A 17,415-nucleotide genomic window follows, 5' to 3' on the forward strand; every position below is an offset into this window, starting at 1 on the left:
TCCCCACCGGCCTAGCGACACGGGTCGAACGTCATCATTGCTCAAACGAAAGGACGCGTCTTGAACCCGTTCGTCCTCACCGTCACCTGCACGACACGGCGCGGCATCGTCGCCGCCATCTCGACCTACCTCGCCGACAAGCACTGCAACATCGTCGACAGCGCCCAGTTCGACGATCTGGAGACCGGCCGCTTCTTCATGCGCATTGGATTCCGTTCGGAGGACGGCCTGCCGCTTGAGGCGATCGAGGCCGGCTTTCAGGCCGTCGCGCAGCCTTTCGCCATGGACTACCGGTTCCACGATTCGGGAGCGCCGATGAAGGTCGTGCTGATGGTCTCGCGCTTCGGGCACTGCCTCAACGATATTCTCTACCGCTGGAAGATCGGTGCTCTGCCGATCGAGATCGTCGCCGTGGTCTCCAACCATTTCGACTACCAGAAAGTCGTGGTCAACCACGACATTCCGTTCCACCATATCCCGGTGACCAAGGCCAACAAGCCGGAGGCGGAAGCGCGGATCCTTGCCCTCATCGAGCAGTCCGGCGCCGATCTCGTCGTGCTCGCCCGTTATATGCAGGTGCTGTCGGATGCCATGTGCGCGCGGATGTCGGGCCGGATCATCAATATCCACCACTCCTTCCTGCCGAGCTTCAAGGGGGCGAACCCCTATAAGCAAGCCTATGGACGGGGCGTGAAGCTGATCGGCGCGACGGCGCATTACGTGACGGCCGAACTCGACGAAGGTCCGATCATCGAACAGGATGTCGCCCGCATCACCCATGCGCAGAGCGCGGCCGACTACGTCTCCATCGGCCGGGACGTCGAGGCGCAGGTGCTGTCGCGCGCCATCCACGCGCATATCCATCACCGCGTCTTCCTCAACGGCAACCGCACCGTCGTCTTCCCGGCAAGCCCCGGCGGCTACGCCTCAGAGCGCATGGGCTGACGCCCCTCAGTCTTCAAAAAATTCGCCGCTCATGCGCGCGAGATCGTCCCACAAGCTCTGGGCGAAGCCGCGCAGGACCATGATCTCGAAGGCGTCGGCGCCCACGCGGGTGACGTGGGCGCCGATGTGGCCGATGAGCGTCGTCGTGGCGTATCCTATCGGAAAGTGCGACAGCGAGAGATCGGCCGCCGTGCCCTTGGCCAGCATCCGCTCGACCATCGGGCCGCTAGCCCGGATACGGATACGACCCGCGCTCTGGTCCACGCCGAAAGCCTCCGGCTGAATGGCCGCAAAGAGGTCGGCAAGCTCGGAATGCGTCTTTGCCCGGTCGCCGACGATGAACCACTGACCGGGACCGGCGGCGCGCACCGCATGCGGCGTGCCGTCGGAAAGGCCTTCGAGCCGGGCCATGGAAAGAGGTTCGCCGGGTTTGCCCAGCACGTGGAGAACATGCCCCTCCGGCAGAGCCTCCAGCGTGATCGTTCGGCTGACAAGGCGCGTGCAGCCTTGAAGTGCGGTCTTTAGCGTGATTTGGGGCGTGATGCGGAAATCAGACATGAAGCTTCTCGTGTCCTGGATCGAGGAAGACCGGGTCGCAGAGGCGGCCGGGCGTGAACTCGTTGCGGATACCGTTCCAGATCATCACCGCCTCGCCGTGACGCTCCGCGCCGCGCGTGACGAGTGCAAGCCCGATAGTGGAGCCGACATGGGGTGAATAGGCGCTTGATGTGACGTAGCCCTGATCGTTTTCGAGCGTCGCCGCGGCGTCGCGGGCCAGAATATGCGATCCGGTACGGAACGATGTCTTCGGGTCGAGCGGCAGGACGCCCACGAGTTGCGCGCGCTCGGGATCCACGAGGCCCGGACGCCCGACCATGGCTTTGCCGATGAAGTCGGGCTTGGTGGCCGAGACCATCTTGCCGAACCCGAGATCGGCAGCCGTCACTGTTCCGTTGATCTCATTGTGGGTGACGTGTCCCTTCTCGATGCGCAGCACGCCGAGCGCCTCCACGCCATAAGGCTGGATGCCGTGCGGCGCGCCCGCTTCCATCAGCACCTCCGCGACGCTCTCGCCGTAGCCGGCGGGCACGGCGAGTTCATAGGCCAGTTCGCCGGAGAACGAGATGCGGAAGAGGCGTCCGTGCAGCGCGCCGCCGAACAGCGAGACCTCGCGGGCGGCAAGGAAAGGGAAGGCGTCGTTGGACAGATCCTCGTCCACGATCGCCTGCAGGATGAGACGCGCTTTCGGTCCCGCGATCGCCATCTGCGCCCACTGGTCGGTGGAGGAGGCGAGGCGCACATCGAGACCCGGCCACAGGACCTGCGCGCAGAATTCGAGATGGTTCATCACGCCAGCCGCGTAAGCCGTTGTGGTGGTCATGACATAGTGGTTCTCCGACAGGCGGCTCGTCGTGCCGTCGTCGTAGATCATCCCGTCCTCGCGCAGCATCAGGCCGTAGCGCGCCTTGCCGACTGGCAGTTTCAGGAAGGCATTCGAATAGACGCGGTTGAGAAATTCCGCGGCATCGCGGCCGCAGATCTCGATCTTGCCGAGCATCGAGACGTCGCAGAGCCCGGCATGGGCGCGCACGTTCAGCACTTCGCGATCGACACTCTCGCGCCACGTGGTTTCGCCGGCGCGCGGGAAGAAGGACGAGCGATACCAGAGCCCGGTCTCCACGAAGGTTGCGCCGAGCCGGCGCGCCCAGTCGTGCAGCGGCGAGCGGCGCACGGGCTGAAAATCGCGACCGTGATGGGCACCGGCAAGCGCCCCGAAGGACACCGGCGTGTAGAACGGCCGGAAGGTCGTGGTGCCGACATCGGCCGGGGACAGTCCCCGCGCCTCTGCCAGCAGGCCGATGGCGTTGACGTTGGAGAGCTTGCCCTGGTCTGTCGCCATGCCGTTGGTCGTGTAGCGCTTGGCGAGTTCCACATGGCCGTAACCTTCCTGCACGGCAAGGTCGAGATCTCCACGGTGGACGTCGTTCTGGAAATCGACGAAGGCCTTGCCCTTGACGCCAGGTACGGTCCAGAGCGGCCGGGCGGGGGCAGAGACGATGTCCCCCTCGACGGCACCGAAGCTTGCCGGGGTCGCGTTGATGGACATCTCATCCAGAAGCGCCGCAGCCTTCCGCGCGCCCTCGTCGAGGCAGGCGGCGATGCCGGCCGTCGTCGCGACGGCACCGGCAAGATCAAGGCCAACGAGATCGCCGGGCGCGAGAAAAGCGGATTGCATATCCGACCATTGCGGCTTGCCGCCGCGATGGCAGGCGAGGTGGATGATCGGGCTGAAGCCGCCGGCCATGGCCAGCGCATCCACCTTCACGGTTTCCGCCTGGCCGTTCCGCAGCACCGTGATGGAGGAGAGCGCCTTGCCGCCCTGCGCATCGGAAACCACGGCGCCCGTCACGATGCGCGCCTTACCGGTATAAGGCGGTGCGGCGTCCTCCCGGCTGTCGATGATAGCGACCGGTGTGAGGCCGTGCGCTTCCAGATCGGCTGCCAGCGCATAACCGCTGTCATTGGTGGTGAAGATCGCGACCTGCCGGCCGGGCGCAACGCCATAGCGGTTGAGGTAGGTGCGCATGGCGCCCGCCATCATGACACCGGGAATGTCGTTGCCGCCAAAGACGAGCGGCCGCTCCTCCGCACCGGTTGCGAGCAGCGCTTTCTTCGCGACGATGCGCCAGAGCCGCTCCACAGGCCGGGCGGCGGCGGGCAAGCGGACATGCTTCTGCACGCGCTCGACGGCCCCGAAGACATTGCCGTCGTACCAGCCGAAGGCGGTGGTGCGCAGCAGAATGGTGACGTTCGCAAGCGCGTCCAGCTCGGCCATCGTCTGCGCCACGGCATCCGGCGCCGACCGTCCGCCGATCCGCGCTGTCTCCGACAAAAGCGTGCCGCCGGCCGCCGCGTGCTCGTCGACCAGAATGACCCGGGCACCTGCCCGCCCGGCCGTCAGCGCAGCGGCAAGTCCCGCGGGGCCGGCGCCAATGACCAGCAGATCGCAATGCGCCCAGCATTTTTCGTAAACGTCCGGGTCCGCCACGTCGCTTGCCGTGCCGAGGCCGGCGGCCTTGCGAATGAAGGGCTCATAGAGCTTTTCCCAAAGGGGCGCCGGCCACATGAAGGTTTTGTAGTAGAAGCCCGCGCCGAGAAAGGGCGAGAGGAGGCCGTTCAGCGCGCCGATGTCGAAGGCAAGCGACGGCCAGCGGCTCTGGCTGCGCGCCTCGAGACCGGCATAGAGTTCCTGCATCGTCGCGCGACTATTGGCCTCGGTGCGGCCACCTTCTCCGATGGTCATCAGCGCATTCGGCTCGGCGGCACCGGCCGTGAGGATGCCGCGCGGACGGTGATACTTGAAGCTGCGGCCGACGAGCAGCCGGCCGTTGGCAAGCAGGGCGGAGGCGAGGCTGTCGCCCGCAAAGCCCGTCAGCGGCTTGCCGTCGAATGTGATGGCGAGCGGAGAGCGGCGGTCGATGAGGCCGCCAGCCGGAAGGCGATAAGGGGTCATGGGTGTGGGGCTCCGGTCGTATCGAGCGCGGCATCGCGGCTCGCTGCGATCTCGTGGCTGGTGGTATCGCGCGTCACCACCAGCCAACGCCGGCAGCCGGCCGTATGATGCCAGTGCTCCTCGTAGCGGCCGCGCGGGTTGTCGCGCAGGTAGACGAAATCCATCCACGCCGCTGGATCTGCATTGGCGAGCGGTCGCGCGAGCGCTGCACCGCGGATGGTGAACTCTTCTTTCGGTCGCGCGCCGCAATGCGGGCAGGGGACGAGACTGGCCATATCAGGTGCTTCCTTGAGAGTGTCAGTGAAGGTTGGGCTGCGCGCCCTGGCCTTTTTCGTCGATCAGATATCCGCGCTCGAACCGGTCGAGCCGCATCTGGCGCGTGGTCTCGTGCGAGACGCCTTTTGCGAGCAGATGCGCGAAGCAGAAGCCGGAGGCAGGGGTCGCCTTGAAGCCGCCATAGCACCAGCCTGCATTGAGGTAGAGATTGTCGAGATATGTGCGGTCGATGATCGGGGATCCATCCATCGACATATCCATGATGCCGCCCCAGGAGCGTAGCACCCGGACGCGCGAGAGCGCGGGGATCATCGCCTTGCCAGCTTCCGCGACATGCTCGACGGTCGCAAGGTTGCCGCGCTGCGCATAGGAATTGTAGCCGTCGATGTCGCCGCCGAAGACGAGGCCGCCCTTGTCGGATTGCGACACGTAGAAATGCCCGGCTCCGAAGGTCACAACCCCGTCGATGAAGGGTTTCAGTCCTTCGGACACGAAGGCCTGTAGCACATGGCTCTCGATCGGCAGCTTGATGCCTGCCATCTCCGCGACGCGCGAGGAGTTGCCGGCCGCCGCCAGCCCGAGCTTGCCGCAGCCGATGAAACCTCGGCTGGTCTCGACGCCCGTGACGCGGCCGTTCTCCCGGCGGATGCCGGTAACCTCGCAATTCTGGATGATATCAACGCCGCGCTGGTCGGCGCCACGGGCATAGCCCCAGGCCACCGCATCGTGTCGCACCGTACCGCCGCGTTTCTGCAACAGGCCGCCCTGGATGGGAAACCGCGCATTGTCGTAATCGAGGAAAGGCAGCATCTGCCGCACTGCCGCGCGGTCGAGCAGCTGCGCATCGACGCCATGCAAGAGCATCGCATTGCCGCGCCGCGTATAGGCATCGCGCTGGGCATCCGAGTGAAAGAGATTGAGAACGCCGCGCTGCGACACCATGGCGTTGAAGTTGAAGTCCTGCTCCAACCCCTCCCAGAGCTTCATGGACAGCTCGTAGAACGGATTGTTGCCGGCCAAGAGGTAGTTGGAGCGGATGATCGTCGTATTGCGGCCGACATTGCCGGAGCCGACGTAACCTTTTTCGAGCACCGCGACATTGGTGATGCCGAAGGTCTTTGCGAGGTAATACGCCGTCGCCAGCCCGTGGCCGCCCCCGCCGACGATGATCACGTCGTACTGCGCCTTTGGCTCCGGCTGCCGCCAGGCCGGCGTCCAGGCCTTGTTGCCGCGGAGACCGTTCATCAGAAGGGAGAGGGCGGAGTAGCGCATGTGTGTGCCGTCGTGCCGGGAAATCGTGGCATCAGGATAGACGAATCCGCGATCCGTCGATTGCATCAATAGGACAGATCGATGTAGATTCGGGCCATGCTGTTTTCCGACACGCGCGCGCTGCAGCGCATGGGCTTCGTGCTGATGCCGAATTTCGCGCTGATGTCCTATGCGTCCGCGACCGAGCCCCTGCGGGCGGCCAACATGCTGGCGGGTCTGCCGCTCTACGAGCCGGTGACTTTGTCGCCGGGTGGCAGGCCGGCGCGCAGTTCCTCAGGCGTGCTGGTGGATTGTGCGAATCTTGCCGAGTGCGGCGCCGGCTGCCACACGATCTTCGTCTGCGCCGGGGGGGATGTCGAAGACTGGGGCGACCCCGGCGGGCTAAACGCGGCGCTGCGCCGGTTCGCCCGACAAGGCATCCGGATCGGCGGCATCTCCAGCGGCGCTTATATTCTCGCCGCAGCCGGGCTTCTGGAAAACCGGGATTTCACGCTTCATTGGGAACATGCGGCCCTCTTCCGCGAGGCTTTTCCGCATCTCCAGCCCCGGCAGGCGCGCTACGTTATCACGGGCGACCGCATCACCTGCGGCGGCGGTGTCGCGCCGCTTGATATGATGCACCGGATGATCTCGGAGCGGATGGGCGCAGACTTCGCCCGCCGCGTCAGCGACTGGTATCTCCACACGGCCGTAGCCGAGCCGACGGCGGCGCAACGCGGCTCTACCGCCGAGCGGTTCGGCACGCATCATGCAGCACTCCTGACCGTGCTCGAAAAGATGGAGGCCACCATTGAGCAGCCGCTCGACCGGGCAACGCTCGCGCGACTCGGCGGCGTCAGCCCACGCCACCTCGATCGCCTGTTCGCACAGGAACTCCGTCGCGGCTTCCTTGAAACCTATCGCCTGATCCGCCTGCATCACGCCCGGCGCCTGCTGGAGCAGAGCCCACTTTCCATCTCCGCCATCGCCTTTGCCACCGGCTTCTCCAGCGCCAGCCACTTCTCCCACGCCTGCAAGACCGTGCTCGGTCAATCCCCAAGCACTTTCCGTCGGAAGGTGGCGGCTGCGCGATCGGGATGAGGATCAGGAAGGGATGTGGCCGAGCTGCTTAAAGCAGGGTCTTTTGTGCCGGCTCCGTGGCTGGTTCGGGTGCTGATTCCTGCCGGTCTTGCCTGCGCCGCTCGAGTTCGGTTTTTGCCGTAAAGCGAATGTCGACATCGCGGCTACGGGCAAACTCTCCCAGCACCTCGTCGCTCAACCGATCCCAACTCCGTCCCCGTTCCGGGCCCGCCGGGACGCGCGGGAGCAGGCCGGGAAGGGCACTCCAGGCAAGCAATTGCTCGATCGGAACCGTGTTCAGCATATCGCGCAGATGATGCGCCGTGACATAGGCATCCGGCATGGCCCGGTGCGCCGGCAGGCCGATCTCGTGCACCAGCCCCTCTGGCATTCGATGATAGCGCAGCATCTGATTGGAAAAGCGCGGAAGGTCCGGCCAGATCCGCAACGCGCATTTCCACGTGCAGATCCAGGGGAGGCCGCCTGTAACCCTCGGCGTGCAATAGCGCTGCTCGAACGACGCGCGATGCGCCGCCAAGGCATCGATGCGGCCCTCCGGCTTGAGAACGCTGGGTGCGACCGCCTTCCAGAAGGGGAGGTCCGCCACATGGGCATCGAGGATATGATGAACGGCGATCGTATCCGGCGACATAGGACGCCCGGGATTGACCAGCCGTGCACCGCGGTCATCCGTGACGTGCCAGGCTCCATCGTCCCCGAGCACCACATCCTGCCACCCGATCTCGCAAACATCGTCCGGCCCATTCCCGCCGGTCTCCAGATCGATGACGCGAACCCTTCCTCGTGCCGTATCGGAAATGCCGCCCCCTTCCACGACATCGGTGCCGTGATGTTTTTTGCTATTGGCTGTTCGCTATCCGCGTAATCCGCCTATGAGCACGATGGTTCCGCATTCTATCACTCGTCACTTCCCTATACGTCTTTACTGTCTATCCCGATCTTCCCGCTGCGTGATTCCAGCCGATAGCGGCTGGCGGGGTAGACGAGGCGGGCGAGCGAGACGGTATTCTGGAAGGACCATGTGCGGCGGCGGATGGTCAGGCAGGGCTCCGACGGCAGGATGACGAGGAGCTTGCACTCCCAGGGCTGTGGCATCGCCGCTTCCACCACATGCTCGGAGCCGCTGAGCGGAGCCGTCTCCGTGAGGTAGGAGTTCGGTGTTTCCAGCGTGAAATCCTGCTCCAGATAGTCCGGCGCCATGTCCGGATTGACGAAACGGTCTTCTATCTGCACGGGAACGCCGTTCTCGCTGTGGACGATAAGCGAGTGGAAGACGGCCGAGCCGATCAGAAGGTCAAGCCCGTCGGCGACATCCGGGGAGGCATGCTCGCGGGTGAGAACGATCACCTCGGCCGCGTGCAGATGCCCGCGCGACTTGATCTCGTCGGCAATGTTGCGCACTTCGAAGAGCTCGGAGTATCCCTTGCGCTCGGCAACGAAAGAGCCAACGCCTTGAATACGCACGAGTTCGCCCTCGCTTGCCAGCTCGCGCAGCGCGCGGTTGGCGGTCATCTTGCTGACGCCGAGCTCGGCGACCAGTTCGTTTTCCGATGGCACACGGTGGCGCGGCGGCCACTCGCCGCTTTGGATGCGCCCGAGGATCATCTGCTTGACCCCGGCATAGAGCGGTGCGCCATCGCCTTCCGTTCCGTCCCAACTCAAAGCCGGGGGCTTGCCGTCCTTGCGTTTCATCTGCTTAATCCCTGGGCAAAGAAAAATTTGCTTCGAACGAAGCGTTCCGTCTTGCATAGCACATCAAAAGGCATATGGTACCATATACAACGTGGTTTTCCGGTCTGTTCCGGGACACGGTAAGCCGGCGCAGATCGGCTCAGGGAATGCATGAAACTCCGAGAGGAACCGGACCATGAACATCGCCAGAATTCTCAGTGTGGGCGCCGTTGCGCTCGCGGCTCTGTACACCGTCGCGCTGACCGCACCGGTCGCCGCTGCCAAGGACTGGAAAACCGTCACCATCACGCTCGAAGGCGCCTATGCGCCGTGGAACCTGACCAATCCCGACGGCACGCTCGGTGGGTTCGAGCCTGAGCTCGCCAAGTATCTTTGCGACCATATGAAGGTCGATTGCACGCTGGTCGCGTCCGACTGGGACGGCATGATCCCGGCGCTGACGGCCGGCAAGTACGACGTCATCATGGATGCGCTGTCGATCACGGAAGAGCGCAAGAAGATCATCGATTTCACTATTCCCTATGCCCACACCCATGCGGCCTTCGCGACCGCGAAAGACAGTCCGCTGGCGAACGCCGCCGGCACCGGCACTGTCATCAAGCTTGATCCGGGCGCCAACGCCAAGGAGATCGACGCGCTGAAGGAAGCCTTTGCCGGCAAGACCATCGGCATCCAGGCCGCTACCGTCTATTCCAAGTTCATCTATGACAACTTCGGCAGCATCGCCACGGTGCGCGAGTACAAGACCGGCGCCGAGCGCGATCTCGACCTCGAAAGCGGCCGCATCGACCTCGTCTTCGACGACGCGGTTTACCTGATATCGGCCTTCGAGAAAGCCAATGGCACGCTCGGCTTCACCGGCCCGGAAATCGGCGGCACCATCTTCGTAGCGGAGAAGGTCTCGGCCTGCGGCAGGCGGATACGGACCTGCGCGACATGTTCAACAAGGCCATTCAGGCAGCGCTCGATGACGGCACCATCAAGACGCTGTCGATGAAGTGGTTCAAGACCGACGTCACGCCCTGACGCAACATCTCACGCCGCAGGTCGGCCTTGAGGGCTGGCGCTGCGGCGCAAGATGGATGACGCAGCGACACCCTGATGCGCCATGACAGGCGCATCCGGCAGCGTGAAAGAGGGCATTCCGGGCATGATAATCCTGCAAACCATCGGCTTCGGCCCCACGGGCTGGGGCGGGCTTCTCCTGGTCGCCACGCTGATGACGCTCTGCGTGACGGCGGCAGCGCTGTTCATCGGCATGGTCTTCGGCACGTTGATCGCCTGGGCAAAACTCTCCGGCAGCCGCATTGCGCGGGCCTTCGGCAGCGCCTACACCACCGTGTTTCGCGGCGTGCCGGAGCTGCTCATCATCTATCTCGTTTACTTCGGCGGCTCCAGCCTCGTCACAGCCGCAGGCTCGGCCTTGGGCTACCAAGGTTTTCTCGGCCTGCCCTCCTTCGTGGCCGGGGCGCTCGCCGTTGGTATCATTTCGGGCGCCTATCAGGCCGAGGTCTATCGCGGTGCGTTCCTCGCCATCCCCAGGGGCGAGCTGGAGGCGGCGCAGGCGATCGGCATGCACCGGACTTTGCGCTTCCGCCGCATCATCGCACCGCAGGTACTACGCTTCGCCATTCCGGGTATCGGCAATGTCTGGCAGCTGAGCCTGAAGGATTCGGCGCTCGTCTCCGTCACCGGACTTGCCGACCTCATGCGCACCAGCCAGATCGCGGCCGGCTCGACGCGTCAGCATTTTCTGTTCTTCATCGTCGGCGGCTGCCTCTACCTCGTTCTCACCAGCCTCTCCGACCGGGTGTTCAACGGTGCGGAACGCCGCGCCAACCGCAGCATGCCCGCCGGCATCGGCCAGGCCTGAGGGAGATACGCATGGACCTCGACTTCATGGCCTCGACGATGCTGACGCTGGTGGCCGCCCTGCCGATGACGCTGGCGCTGTTCTCGCTCTCGGTCATCTTCGGCGGCCTTCTGGCACTGCTTGTCGTGTGGATGCGCGTTGGCGGCAATCCGGTCGCGCGCGGCTTTGCCAAGGGCTACATCTTCATTTTTCGCGGCTCGCCGCTGCTTATCCAGATGTTTCTGGTGTTCTACGGCCTCGGGCAGTTCGGCTTCATCCGCTACAGCGTCCTCTGGCCGGCCCTGCGCGAGCCCTTCGTCTGCGCGGTCCTGTCCCTGTCGCTCTGCACGGCGGGCTATACCGCCGAGATCTTCCGGTTCGGCTTGCGCTCGATCCCCGCACGGGAAATCGAGGCGGCACGCGCGGTCGGTATGTCCGGCTTCCTGCTGACGCGCCGCATCCTAGCACCCATCGCCTTTCGCAATGCCTTGCCCGCCTATTCGACCGAGGTCATGATGATGGTGAAATCGACGGCGCTTGCCAGCCTCGTCACGGTTTGGGAGGTGACGGGCGTCGCCCAGCGTCTGATCGCGCAGACCTACCGCACCATGGAGGTCTTTCTCTGCGCGGCCGCCATCTACCTCATCCTGAACTTCCTCATTCTGCAGCTCATGGCATTTCTCGAATACCGCCTCAGCCCGCACCGCCGCGCAGCACCTCTCTTTCCGGCTGCCCAGCAATGACAACAGCCCCTTCCAGCCCGATCGGAACGCTCATGGCCAGTGCTCCCCATCTATCCAGCGCCCCCCGCCTTTCCGTCCGCAATATTACCAAGAGCTTTGGCACTCACCAAGTGCTGCGCGGCATCTCGCTCGACGCGCATGACGGCGACGTGATCTCGCTGCTTGGCGCCAGCGGGTCGGGCAAGTCCACTTTCCTGCGCTGCATCAACATGCTGGAGATCGCCGATGCTGGCGAGATCGTAGTCGACGGCGAAACGATCGCCATGACGCAGCGTGGCGGACGCATGGTGCCGGCGGATCGGGGCCAAGTCGATCGCATGCGCTCCGAACTCGGCATGGTGTTCCAGTCGTTCAATCTCTGGTCCCATATGACCATTCTGGAGAACATCATCGAGGGGCCGGTGCACGTGCTGAAACGGCCCCGCGCCGAATGCATCGCCGAGGCCGAAGCGCTTCTTGAAAAGGTCGGCATTGCCGGAAAGCGCCACGCCTATCCGGCGCACTTGTCCGGCGGGCAGCAGCAGCGCGCGGCGATTGCCCGGTCGCTGGCCATGAAGCCCAAGGTAATGCTGTTCGACGAGCCGACCTCCGCGCTCGACCCGGAACTGGTCGGCGAGGTGCTGCGCGTCATGCGCGCGCTCGCCGAGGAAGGCATGACCATGCTGGTCGTCACGCACGAGATGAGCTTTGCCCGCACCGTGTCGAACCGGGTAATCTTCATGAAATCCGGCGAGATCGATTGCGACGGCGCGCCCGACACCGTCTTCGCCGACGGCGCTTCGCCCGCCTTCCGCCAGTTCATCGGAAATTTCGGGGGCTGACCATGGACGCGGTGCGCATGGACGATGTGGTGCTGGAAACGCGGCTCGACTGGCGCGCGGTCGCACGCGTCGTGGAGGGCGCGCCGCTGGTCCTGTCAAAAAACGCCATCGCACGGATCGAGACGGCGCATCGCATCGTCGGCGCGCTGGTGGAGAGCGGCGTACGCGCCTATGGCATTACCACGGGCGTCGGCGCGCTGGCCGATACGGTGGTCGATCGCCCGTCGCAGAGCCGCCTGTCGCGCAATATCGTCCTCAGCCATGCCTGTGGCGTCGGGCCGCTGCTCGATGCAAAATCCGTGCGCGCCATCATGGCCGCGCAGGTCGGCAACATGGCGCATGGGCATTCCGGCATCCGCAGGGACGTCGTGGCAACGCTCTGCACCTTTCTCGAAAAGAACTGCATTCCCGACGTTCCCTCCCGCGGCTCGGCGGGCTACCTGACGCACAATGCCCATATCGCCCTCGTTCTCATCGGCGAGGGCAGAGCGCAGGTGGACGGGGTGTCCATGAGCGGGGTCAAGGCGCTGGCCGCACTCGGCCTCGCACCCTTGGTGCTGGAGGCCAAGGAAGGGCTCAGCCTCGTCAACGGCACGGCCTGCTCGACAGGGCTCGGCGCCCTGGCGCTGTCCCGCGCGGCAGCTCTTCTCGACTGGGCCGATGCCATCGCCGCCCTGACGCTGGAAGCACTGGGCGCGCAGATGACCGCCTTTGATGAAATGGTGCTGGCACTCCGCCCGTCACCGGGTCTCCTCGCCGTGGGTGCGACCCTTCGTCGGCTCCTGGCCGGAAGCGGGTTGATCGAGGCTGCCAGGGGAGGGCGCACACAGGATGCGCTTAGCCTGCGCGCGGTGCCCCATGTCCATGGTGCGGCCCGTGATGTGTTCGACGTCACCGCCGCCGTCGTCGATCGGGAACTCGCCTCGGTTACCGACAACCCGGCCGTTGCCGGCACGCCGGACGCGCCCCTTGTATTCTCGCAGGCCCACGCTGTGGCGCCTGCACTGTCACAAGCGCTTGATAGCCTCGCGGTTGCGATGGCGCAGTTGTCCGCCATATCCGAGCGCCGGATCGACCGCCTCGTCAACCCGCTAGTCAGCAGCCTGCCACCGTTCCTCGCCACCGACCACGGCGCCGGATCCGGCTTCATGATCGCGCAATATACGGCTGCAGCCCTTGCCGCCGAAAACCGCCGCCTTGCCACACCCGCGAGCCTCGACGGCGGTCTCACCTCCGGCAATCAGGAGGACTTTCTGGCGCACCCGACCGCTGCCGCAAACAAGCTCCTCGCCATTCTCGACAATGCCGAACAGATCCTTGCAATCGAATACGCCGCAGTTGTCCAAGCCCACGACCTCATAGCAGCCACGCCACACACCCGCGCTCCCGCCACAGATCGCCTCCACCGCCACCTGCGCCGCATAATCCCCCTCTACGCCGACGATCGGCCGCTCGGCCAGGATCTGGAAATCACCCGGCGTCTGATGACAGACGTCGACGTCACCGAGATGTGACCGCGAATATACCGGCAGGCGGGTTGCTCGCGTTGAGCGTCTCGCTGGTAGAACCGGATTATCAAGGAGGCGAAGGTCGAATACGCCCCACGGAGTCTCGATGCCGCGTTCTATCCGTAACGCGTCGCCCGACACATGAGGACAGCGGTTTATCTCCAGCGCGCTCAGCGTCGAACCCGTTGAGCTGGATTATCAATCAACGTCGAATATTTCACGGCAAAATACGGTACAGAACCGGTATAGTGGCGCAATGAGCAGATTTGAAGACCTCGAAGCCGCGACGCTGGAGCGACTGCGCACATTGAAGGCCAAGCCCGATATGACGATCAACCTGATAGATATGGGGGCACCCTTGAACGCCGCCGGTTACTCCCAGGAAGAGGTTCTGGCAGTCCTGCTGGCCCTCGAACAGGAGAAGATTGTCGCCCTCGCGCCCGGGAACCGGCTGCTCATCCTCAAGGATTTGCCGCAATAGCAAGTTCGATTGTCACTGCATGATCCTCTCCGCGATTCCGTCGAGCGCTTTTACGACGGAGACAGGCGGGTATGGTTTGGAAAAGAAAAGGCCGTTTTCCGGCAGCGTCTCATGGGCCACGTTGACATGTCCTGACGCGATGATGATCGAGACCGGAGGCCACCGGTCGCGCACGGCATGCGCCAGCTTTAGGCCGTCCATGGACCCAGGCATGTCGACATCCGTAAAGAGAACGCAGATGTCGTGGTGTTTCTCCATTAGACGGATCGCCTCATCGGCATTACCTGCGCCATAAACTGTGAAGCCCGCATCTTCGACCATGTCCATCGCGTCCATAAGCAGAAGCGGCTCGTCTTCGACGACAAGAACGGCTATGCGCCGGCGGTCGTAACTCTGTCCCATGATCAATCCGGTGCGAGATCGGTTTCATCCGGTCGCAGCGTTCCTTCCAGTTCGTATTTAAGTCCGCCTCGCGTATATTGTGTCCTGGCGCTTCCCTTGAAATAGGCAGGCACCACGCGTTCGGTCAGTCTTGAACCGAACCCACGCCTTAAAGGTTCCGCAACTCCCGGTCCGCCCGACTCGATCCAACTAAACCGAAAGCCGTTACCGTCTGGCGAATCCCAGAGAATCGTAACGATGCCCGCTTCGGTCAGCAGCGCGCCGTACTTGGTCGCATTCGTTGCTAACTCATGGATCGCCAGCGCGAGCCCGAGGGAACGTTGTGCTTCAAGAGAGAGCGAGGGGCCGTCGATCCGGAAGCGTCCTGTTCCGTCATCGTGCGGAGAAACGGCGGTCCTGACGAGCGTCTCCACGTCGGCTGCCGACCAATCGGTCGCCGTCAACGCATCCTGTGCGCGGGCGAGGGCCTGAATGCGCGCTGATGCAAGCCCCGCGGCAAGTTTAGGGTCCGGGTTATTGCGCAGGCTCTGCGAGACGACGGCCTGAACCATGGCCAAGGTGTTTTTCATACGATGGGAAAGCTCGCGCTGCAGGATGCGTTGCTGGCGTTCACGATCCTTCTGCTCCCCCAGCAATCGCCGCTGCTCACGCACGAGATCGCCGCTTCTCGCCCGCTCTTCGCGCAGGCCGTCTACCGCTCTGTGCATGACTTGGATCAGAAGAATGTCGACACCGACGACACATACGTAAAACGCCAGCGCCACGAGCACCGACGTATCGAGCGAGAACGAACCGAAAGGTGGAATGAACCAGTACCATGCGGCAATGCCGCAGGCGAGGGCGCAAACCGCTCCGGGCAGGAGACCTGCAAGAAAAGCGGTTAGGATAACGGCCGGGAAGAACGTGAGATAGGGGAAGCCCGGTGGCAGAACATGGTCGAAGAGGAACCTGGCGTAGACGGCGCAGGCAAAGGCCGCAAACGCGATACCCCAAGCCACCACAGGGGAAAAGCGAACCCGGTCGCTCAAAGTGAAGAGGTGAAGTCTGAGTGTGGTCATTCCGCCAACGGGTCCGGGAGAGGTGTCCTGCTTCGCCGCTCCGTGGCGGTACGTCAACTGCAGATACGGTAAGTTCTGGTGCGATTACGTCATATTCAACTTACCTATCCCCTGAATGGATCGCAACGCAACGTTGAGGGAGCCTGAAGTATGGCTGATCGGGGGCTGAGGATATCACGAAGATGAACCGGAGAGCCCCTTAGGATCTCGTCGACGACGGAAAAGATCAGCACCACCATGACATCAGTCCAACGTCGGCGACCAAAAGGACCACAGCCGGTATCAGCTGTTCGATCGAGAAAACCGGAAGTTGACTTCCATCTCGGAAGCCTCTATGAATGGTTTATCGATATTTTGCTTGCTGAGCTTTGGTTATCGCGCGATTGGCACCGCGCTTCGAACGAACCTTCCTTTCAAAAACATCGCTGTCACTATCCGCGCCGCCTTAGCGACGCGGTCGATCAACATTGCTTTGAAAGGGTTCATCATGACCACAGGCACAGTTAAATGGTTCAACTCCACCAAAGGCTTCGGCTTCATTCAGCCTGACAACGGCGGCGAAGATGCTTTCGTCCACATCTCGGCTGTTGAGCGCGCGGGAATGCGCGAAATCGTTGAAGGCCAGAAGATCGGCTACGAACTCGAGCGCGACAACAAATCGGGCAAGATGTCGGCCTGCAATCTCCAGGCCGCTTGATCATAAACGGTTCCGTCCTTGACCACGGATGTACTGGCACCGACGAAACCGATTTATCCGAAAGGCCGGGCTTAAAGCCTGGCCTTTTTCTTTGGCGGACCTACAAACAACAGGATCATCCATGTCGGAAACATACTCCAAATCGAGGCAGCAGGCGGAGATCGCGTTCGGCCTGACGCAGGCACCGTTCTTCGGTCATTCAAAAGCCGTCGAAGAGCTCGATTCTATCGTGCAGACACGCGAAGCAAAAACGCTGCGGCTCCGTGAGGCACGCCTCGCCAAGGAGGCGACGATCGTTGCTACCGCGGCACAGGCGCTTCTAACGCAGCGCCGAAAAATCAGGTGACATCCTTCGGCAAGGGAAGCTTATGTCCCGAGCCGAGACACGGAGGGATTTGATGATCAACAATCAACCTCTCCCGGAACGCGCCGAAATTCGGAAACGCAGAGTTCGTTTCGAGCCATGACGAGTGCATTTCCAACGCATCGCCGGCGGAACGCCTCATTGTTCGGCAATCTGCTGACGAACGCTCGGAACCATGCCGGAGCAACCAGTGCCTCAACGACGGCGTCTTGGTCGAGGAGCGGCGGCAACTCTCCACGTTGAACGGCTCTTTCCAGCATCACGTACGAACGCGAAAAGCGTCCGCGCCAGAACTCACCGAGAACGTCACTGACCGCCTCGTCGCCTTCGATGGAAGCCACGAAAAGAGCCTGCGTCAGTTTCGTCATTCCGGGGTCGTCCAGCATAGCCGTGATACTTTCGAGATATGTTAGGAAATCCCTCTCGATCGACCCGGTATTTGGAACAGGTACAAACGTGTCGCTGAGATCGATCAGCATATCGGCGACAAGACGGGGACGTGTAGGCCAACGTCTGTAGACGGTCGCGCTGTCCACTCCCGCCAAGGCAGCAACGCTGCGATGGGAAAGGCTGCCATAACCCTGCTCCTGAAGTATTCGGAGGACAGCCCCGACTACGGCCTGGCGCACGCGTGCGTTGCGCCCGCCTGGTCTCTCCTTCACCCGATCGAATTCCGTCACTTCGGGCCGGCTTGACCGCATCTTCGATTG

18 protein-coding genes and 2 pseudogenes are annotated in these 17,415 nt (G+C 63.2%); 10 read left to right on the forward strand and 10 right to left on the reverse strand.

From position 1 onward, the window contains the following. Positions 1–60: 60 nt before the first annotated feature. The gene (gene purU / locus G8E10_RS15400; RefSeq protein WP_167129954.1) at positions 61–945 is read left to right on the forward strand and encodes a formyltetrahydrofolate deformylase; all 885 of its coding nucleotides are present in this window, start codon (positions 61–63) and stop codon (positions 943–945) included. A 6-nt stretch (positions 946–951) separates the two neighbouring features. Here purU and G8E10_RS15405 read toward each other — a convergent pair whose 3' ends face one another. Genes G8E10_RS15405 through G8E10_RS15420 form a run of 4 tightly spaced genes read right to left on the reverse strand, consistent with a single transcriptional unit; the run spans position 952 to position 6,007 of the window. Continuing rightward, positions 952–1,503: a sarcosine oxidase subunit gamma family protein gene (locus G8E10_RS15405; RefSeq protein ID WP_167129955.1), complete on the reverse strand. Its 552-nt coding sequence runs from the start codon at positions 1,501–1,503 to the stop codon at positions 952–954. Continuing rightward, positions 1,496–4,459, reverse strand: a complete 2,964-nt coding sequence (locus tag G8E10_RS15410) for a sarcosine oxidase subunit alpha family protein (protein ID WP_167129956.1) — start codon at positions 4,457–4,459, stop codon at positions 1,496–1,498. The genes G8E10_RS15405 and G8E10_RS15410 overlap by 8 nt, the downstream gene beginning before the upstream one ends. Next, positions 4,456–4,734 (reverse strand): sarcosine oxidase subunit delta, encoded by a 279-nt coding sequence (locus tag G8E10_RS15415; protein WP_167129957.1) that lies wholly within the window; start codon positions 4,732–4,734, stop codon positions 4,456–4,458. The genes G8E10_RS15410 and G8E10_RS15415 overlap by 4 nt, the downstream gene beginning before the upstream one ends. Before the next feature lie 22 nt (positions 4,735–4,756). Further along, entirely contained in the window at positions 4,757–6,007 is a 1,251-nt protein-coding gene (locus tag G8E10_RS15420; protein ID WP_132714059.1) for a sarcosine oxidase subunit beta family protein, read from the reverse strand. Positions 6,008–6,103: 96 nt separating this feature from the next. Between G8E10_RS15420 and G8E10_RS15425 the strand changes: the two genes are divergently transcribed. After that, positions 6,104–7,087, forward strand: a complete 984-nt coding sequence (locus G8E10_RS15425; protein WP_132665295.1) for a GlxA family transcriptional regulator — start codon at positions 6,104–6,106, stop codon at positions 7,085–7,087. A 28-nt stretch (positions 7,088–7,115) separates the two neighbouring features. On the opposite strand, the gene G8E10_RS15430 is transcribed toward G8E10_RS15425, so the two are convergent. Continuing rightward, positions 7,116–7,901: an exonuclease domain-containing protein gene (locus G8E10_RS15430; protein WP_343289812.1), complete on the reverse strand. Its 786-nt coding sequence runs from the start codon at positions 7,899–7,901 to the stop codon at positions 7,116–7,118. A gap of 98 nt (positions 7,902–7,999) precedes the next feature. Beyond that, positions 8,000–8,779: a histidine utilization transcriptional repressor HutC gene (gene hutC, locus G8E10_RS15435; RefSeq protein ID WP_132665294.1), complete on the reverse strand. Its 780-nt coding sequence runs from the start codon at positions 8,777–8,779 to the stop codon at positions 8,000–8,002. 175 nt (positions 8,780–8,954) lie between these two features. Between hutC and G8E10_RS15440 the strand changes: the two are divergent. From G8E10_RS15440 to G8E10_RS15465, 6 genes and pseudogenes are all read left to right on the forward strand, one after another. After that, a pseudogene (locus G8E10_RS15440) lies at positions 8,955–9,805 on the forward strand (transporter substrate-binding domain-containing protein). 124 nt (positions 9,806–9,929) lie between these two features. Further along, positions 9,930–10,652 carry an ABC transporter permease gene (locus tag G8E10_RS15445; protein ID WP_132665335.1) on the forward strand — a complete coding sequence of 241 codons (723 nt, stop codon included), beginning with the start codon at positions 9,930–9,932 and terminating at the stop codon, positions 10,650–10,652. Positions 10,653–10,663: 11 nt separating this feature from the next. Then, entirely contained in the window at positions 10,664–11,374 is a 711-nt protein-coding gene (locus tag G8E10_RS15450) for an ABC transporter permease (protein WP_110737373.1), read from the forward strand. A 32-nt stretch (positions 11,375–11,406) separates the two neighbouring features. After that, complete coding sequence (locus G8E10_RS15455; protein WP_110802654.1) at positions 11,407–12,195, forward strand: ABC transporter ATP-binding protein; 789 nt, start codon at positions 11,407–11,409, stop codon at positions 12,193–12,195. A 2-nt stretch (positions 12,196–12,197) separates the two neighbouring features. After that, complete coding sequence (locus G8E10_RS15460) at positions 12,198–13,709, forward strand: HAL/PAL/TAL family ammonia-lyase (RefSeq protein ID WP_281517603.1); 1,512 nt, start codon at positions 12,198–12,200, stop codon at positions 13,707–13,709. Between the two features lie 250 nt (positions 13,710–13,959). Next, on the forward strand, positions 13,960–14,184 hold the full coding sequence (locus G8E10_RS15465; protein WP_110808104.1) for a hypothetical protein: 225 nt from the start codon (positions 13,960–13,962) through the stop codon (positions 14,182–14,184). Positions 14,185–14,196: 12 nt separating this feature from the next. Here the strand turns inward: G8E10_RS15465 and G8E10_RS15470 are convergent, their stop codons facing one another. Both G8E10_RS15470 and G8E10_RS15475 read right to left on the reverse strand, forming a co-directional pair. Then, on the reverse strand, positions 14,197–14,586 hold the full coding sequence (locus G8E10_RS15470; RefSeq protein ID WP_110808105.1) for a response regulator: 390 nt from the start codon (positions 14,584–14,586) through the stop codon (positions 14,197–14,199). A 2-nt stretch (positions 14,587–14,588) separates the two neighbouring features. Next, complete coding sequence (locus tag G8E10_RS15475) at positions 14,589–15,644, reverse strand: sensor histidine kinase (protein WP_167129958.1); 1,056 nt, start codon at positions 15,642–15,644, stop codon at positions 14,589–14,591. 487 nt (positions 15,645–16,131) lie between these two features. On the opposite strand from G8E10_RS15475, the gene G8E10_RS15480 reads away from it, so the two are divergent. Together G8E10_RS15480 and G8E10_RS15485 are read left to right on the forward strand one after the other, a co-directional pair. Then, on the forward strand, positions 16,132–16,341 hold the full coding sequence (locus tag G8E10_RS15480) for a cold-shock protein (protein WP_067652995.1): 210 nt from the start codon (positions 16,132–16,134) through the stop codon (positions 16,339–16,341). Positions 16,342–16,462: 121 nt separating this feature from the next. Then, positions 16,463–16,687 (forward strand): hypothetical protein, encoded by a 225-nt coding sequence (locus G8E10_RS15485; protein ID WP_092938018.1) that lies wholly within the window; start codon positions 16,463–16,465, stop codon positions 16,685–16,687. Positions 16,688–16,743: 56 nt separating this feature from the next. Here the strand turns inward: G8E10_RS15485 and G8E10_RS15490 are convergent, their stop codons facing one another. Both G8E10_RS15490 and G8E10_RS26330 read right to left on the reverse strand, forming a co-directional pair. Next, positions 16,744–17,184, reverse strand: a complete 441-nt coding sequence (locus tag G8E10_RS15490; RefSeq protein ID WP_245507239.1) for a TetR-like C-terminal domain-containing protein — start codon at positions 17,182–17,184, stop codon at positions 16,744–16,746. Between the two features lie 18 nt (positions 17,185–17,202). Beyond that, a pseudogene (locus G8E10_RS26330) lies at positions 17,203–17,406 on the reverse strand (TetR/AcrR family transcriptional regulator); the annotation flags it as partial. Between the last annotated feature and the right edge of the window lie 9 nt (positions 17,407–17,415).

It is taken from the genome of Ferranicluibacter rubi (assembly GCF_011603255.1).
GTDB lineage: Bacteria > Pseudomonadota > Alphaproteobacteria > Rhizobiales > Rhizobiaceae > Ferranicluibacter > Ferranicluibacter rubi.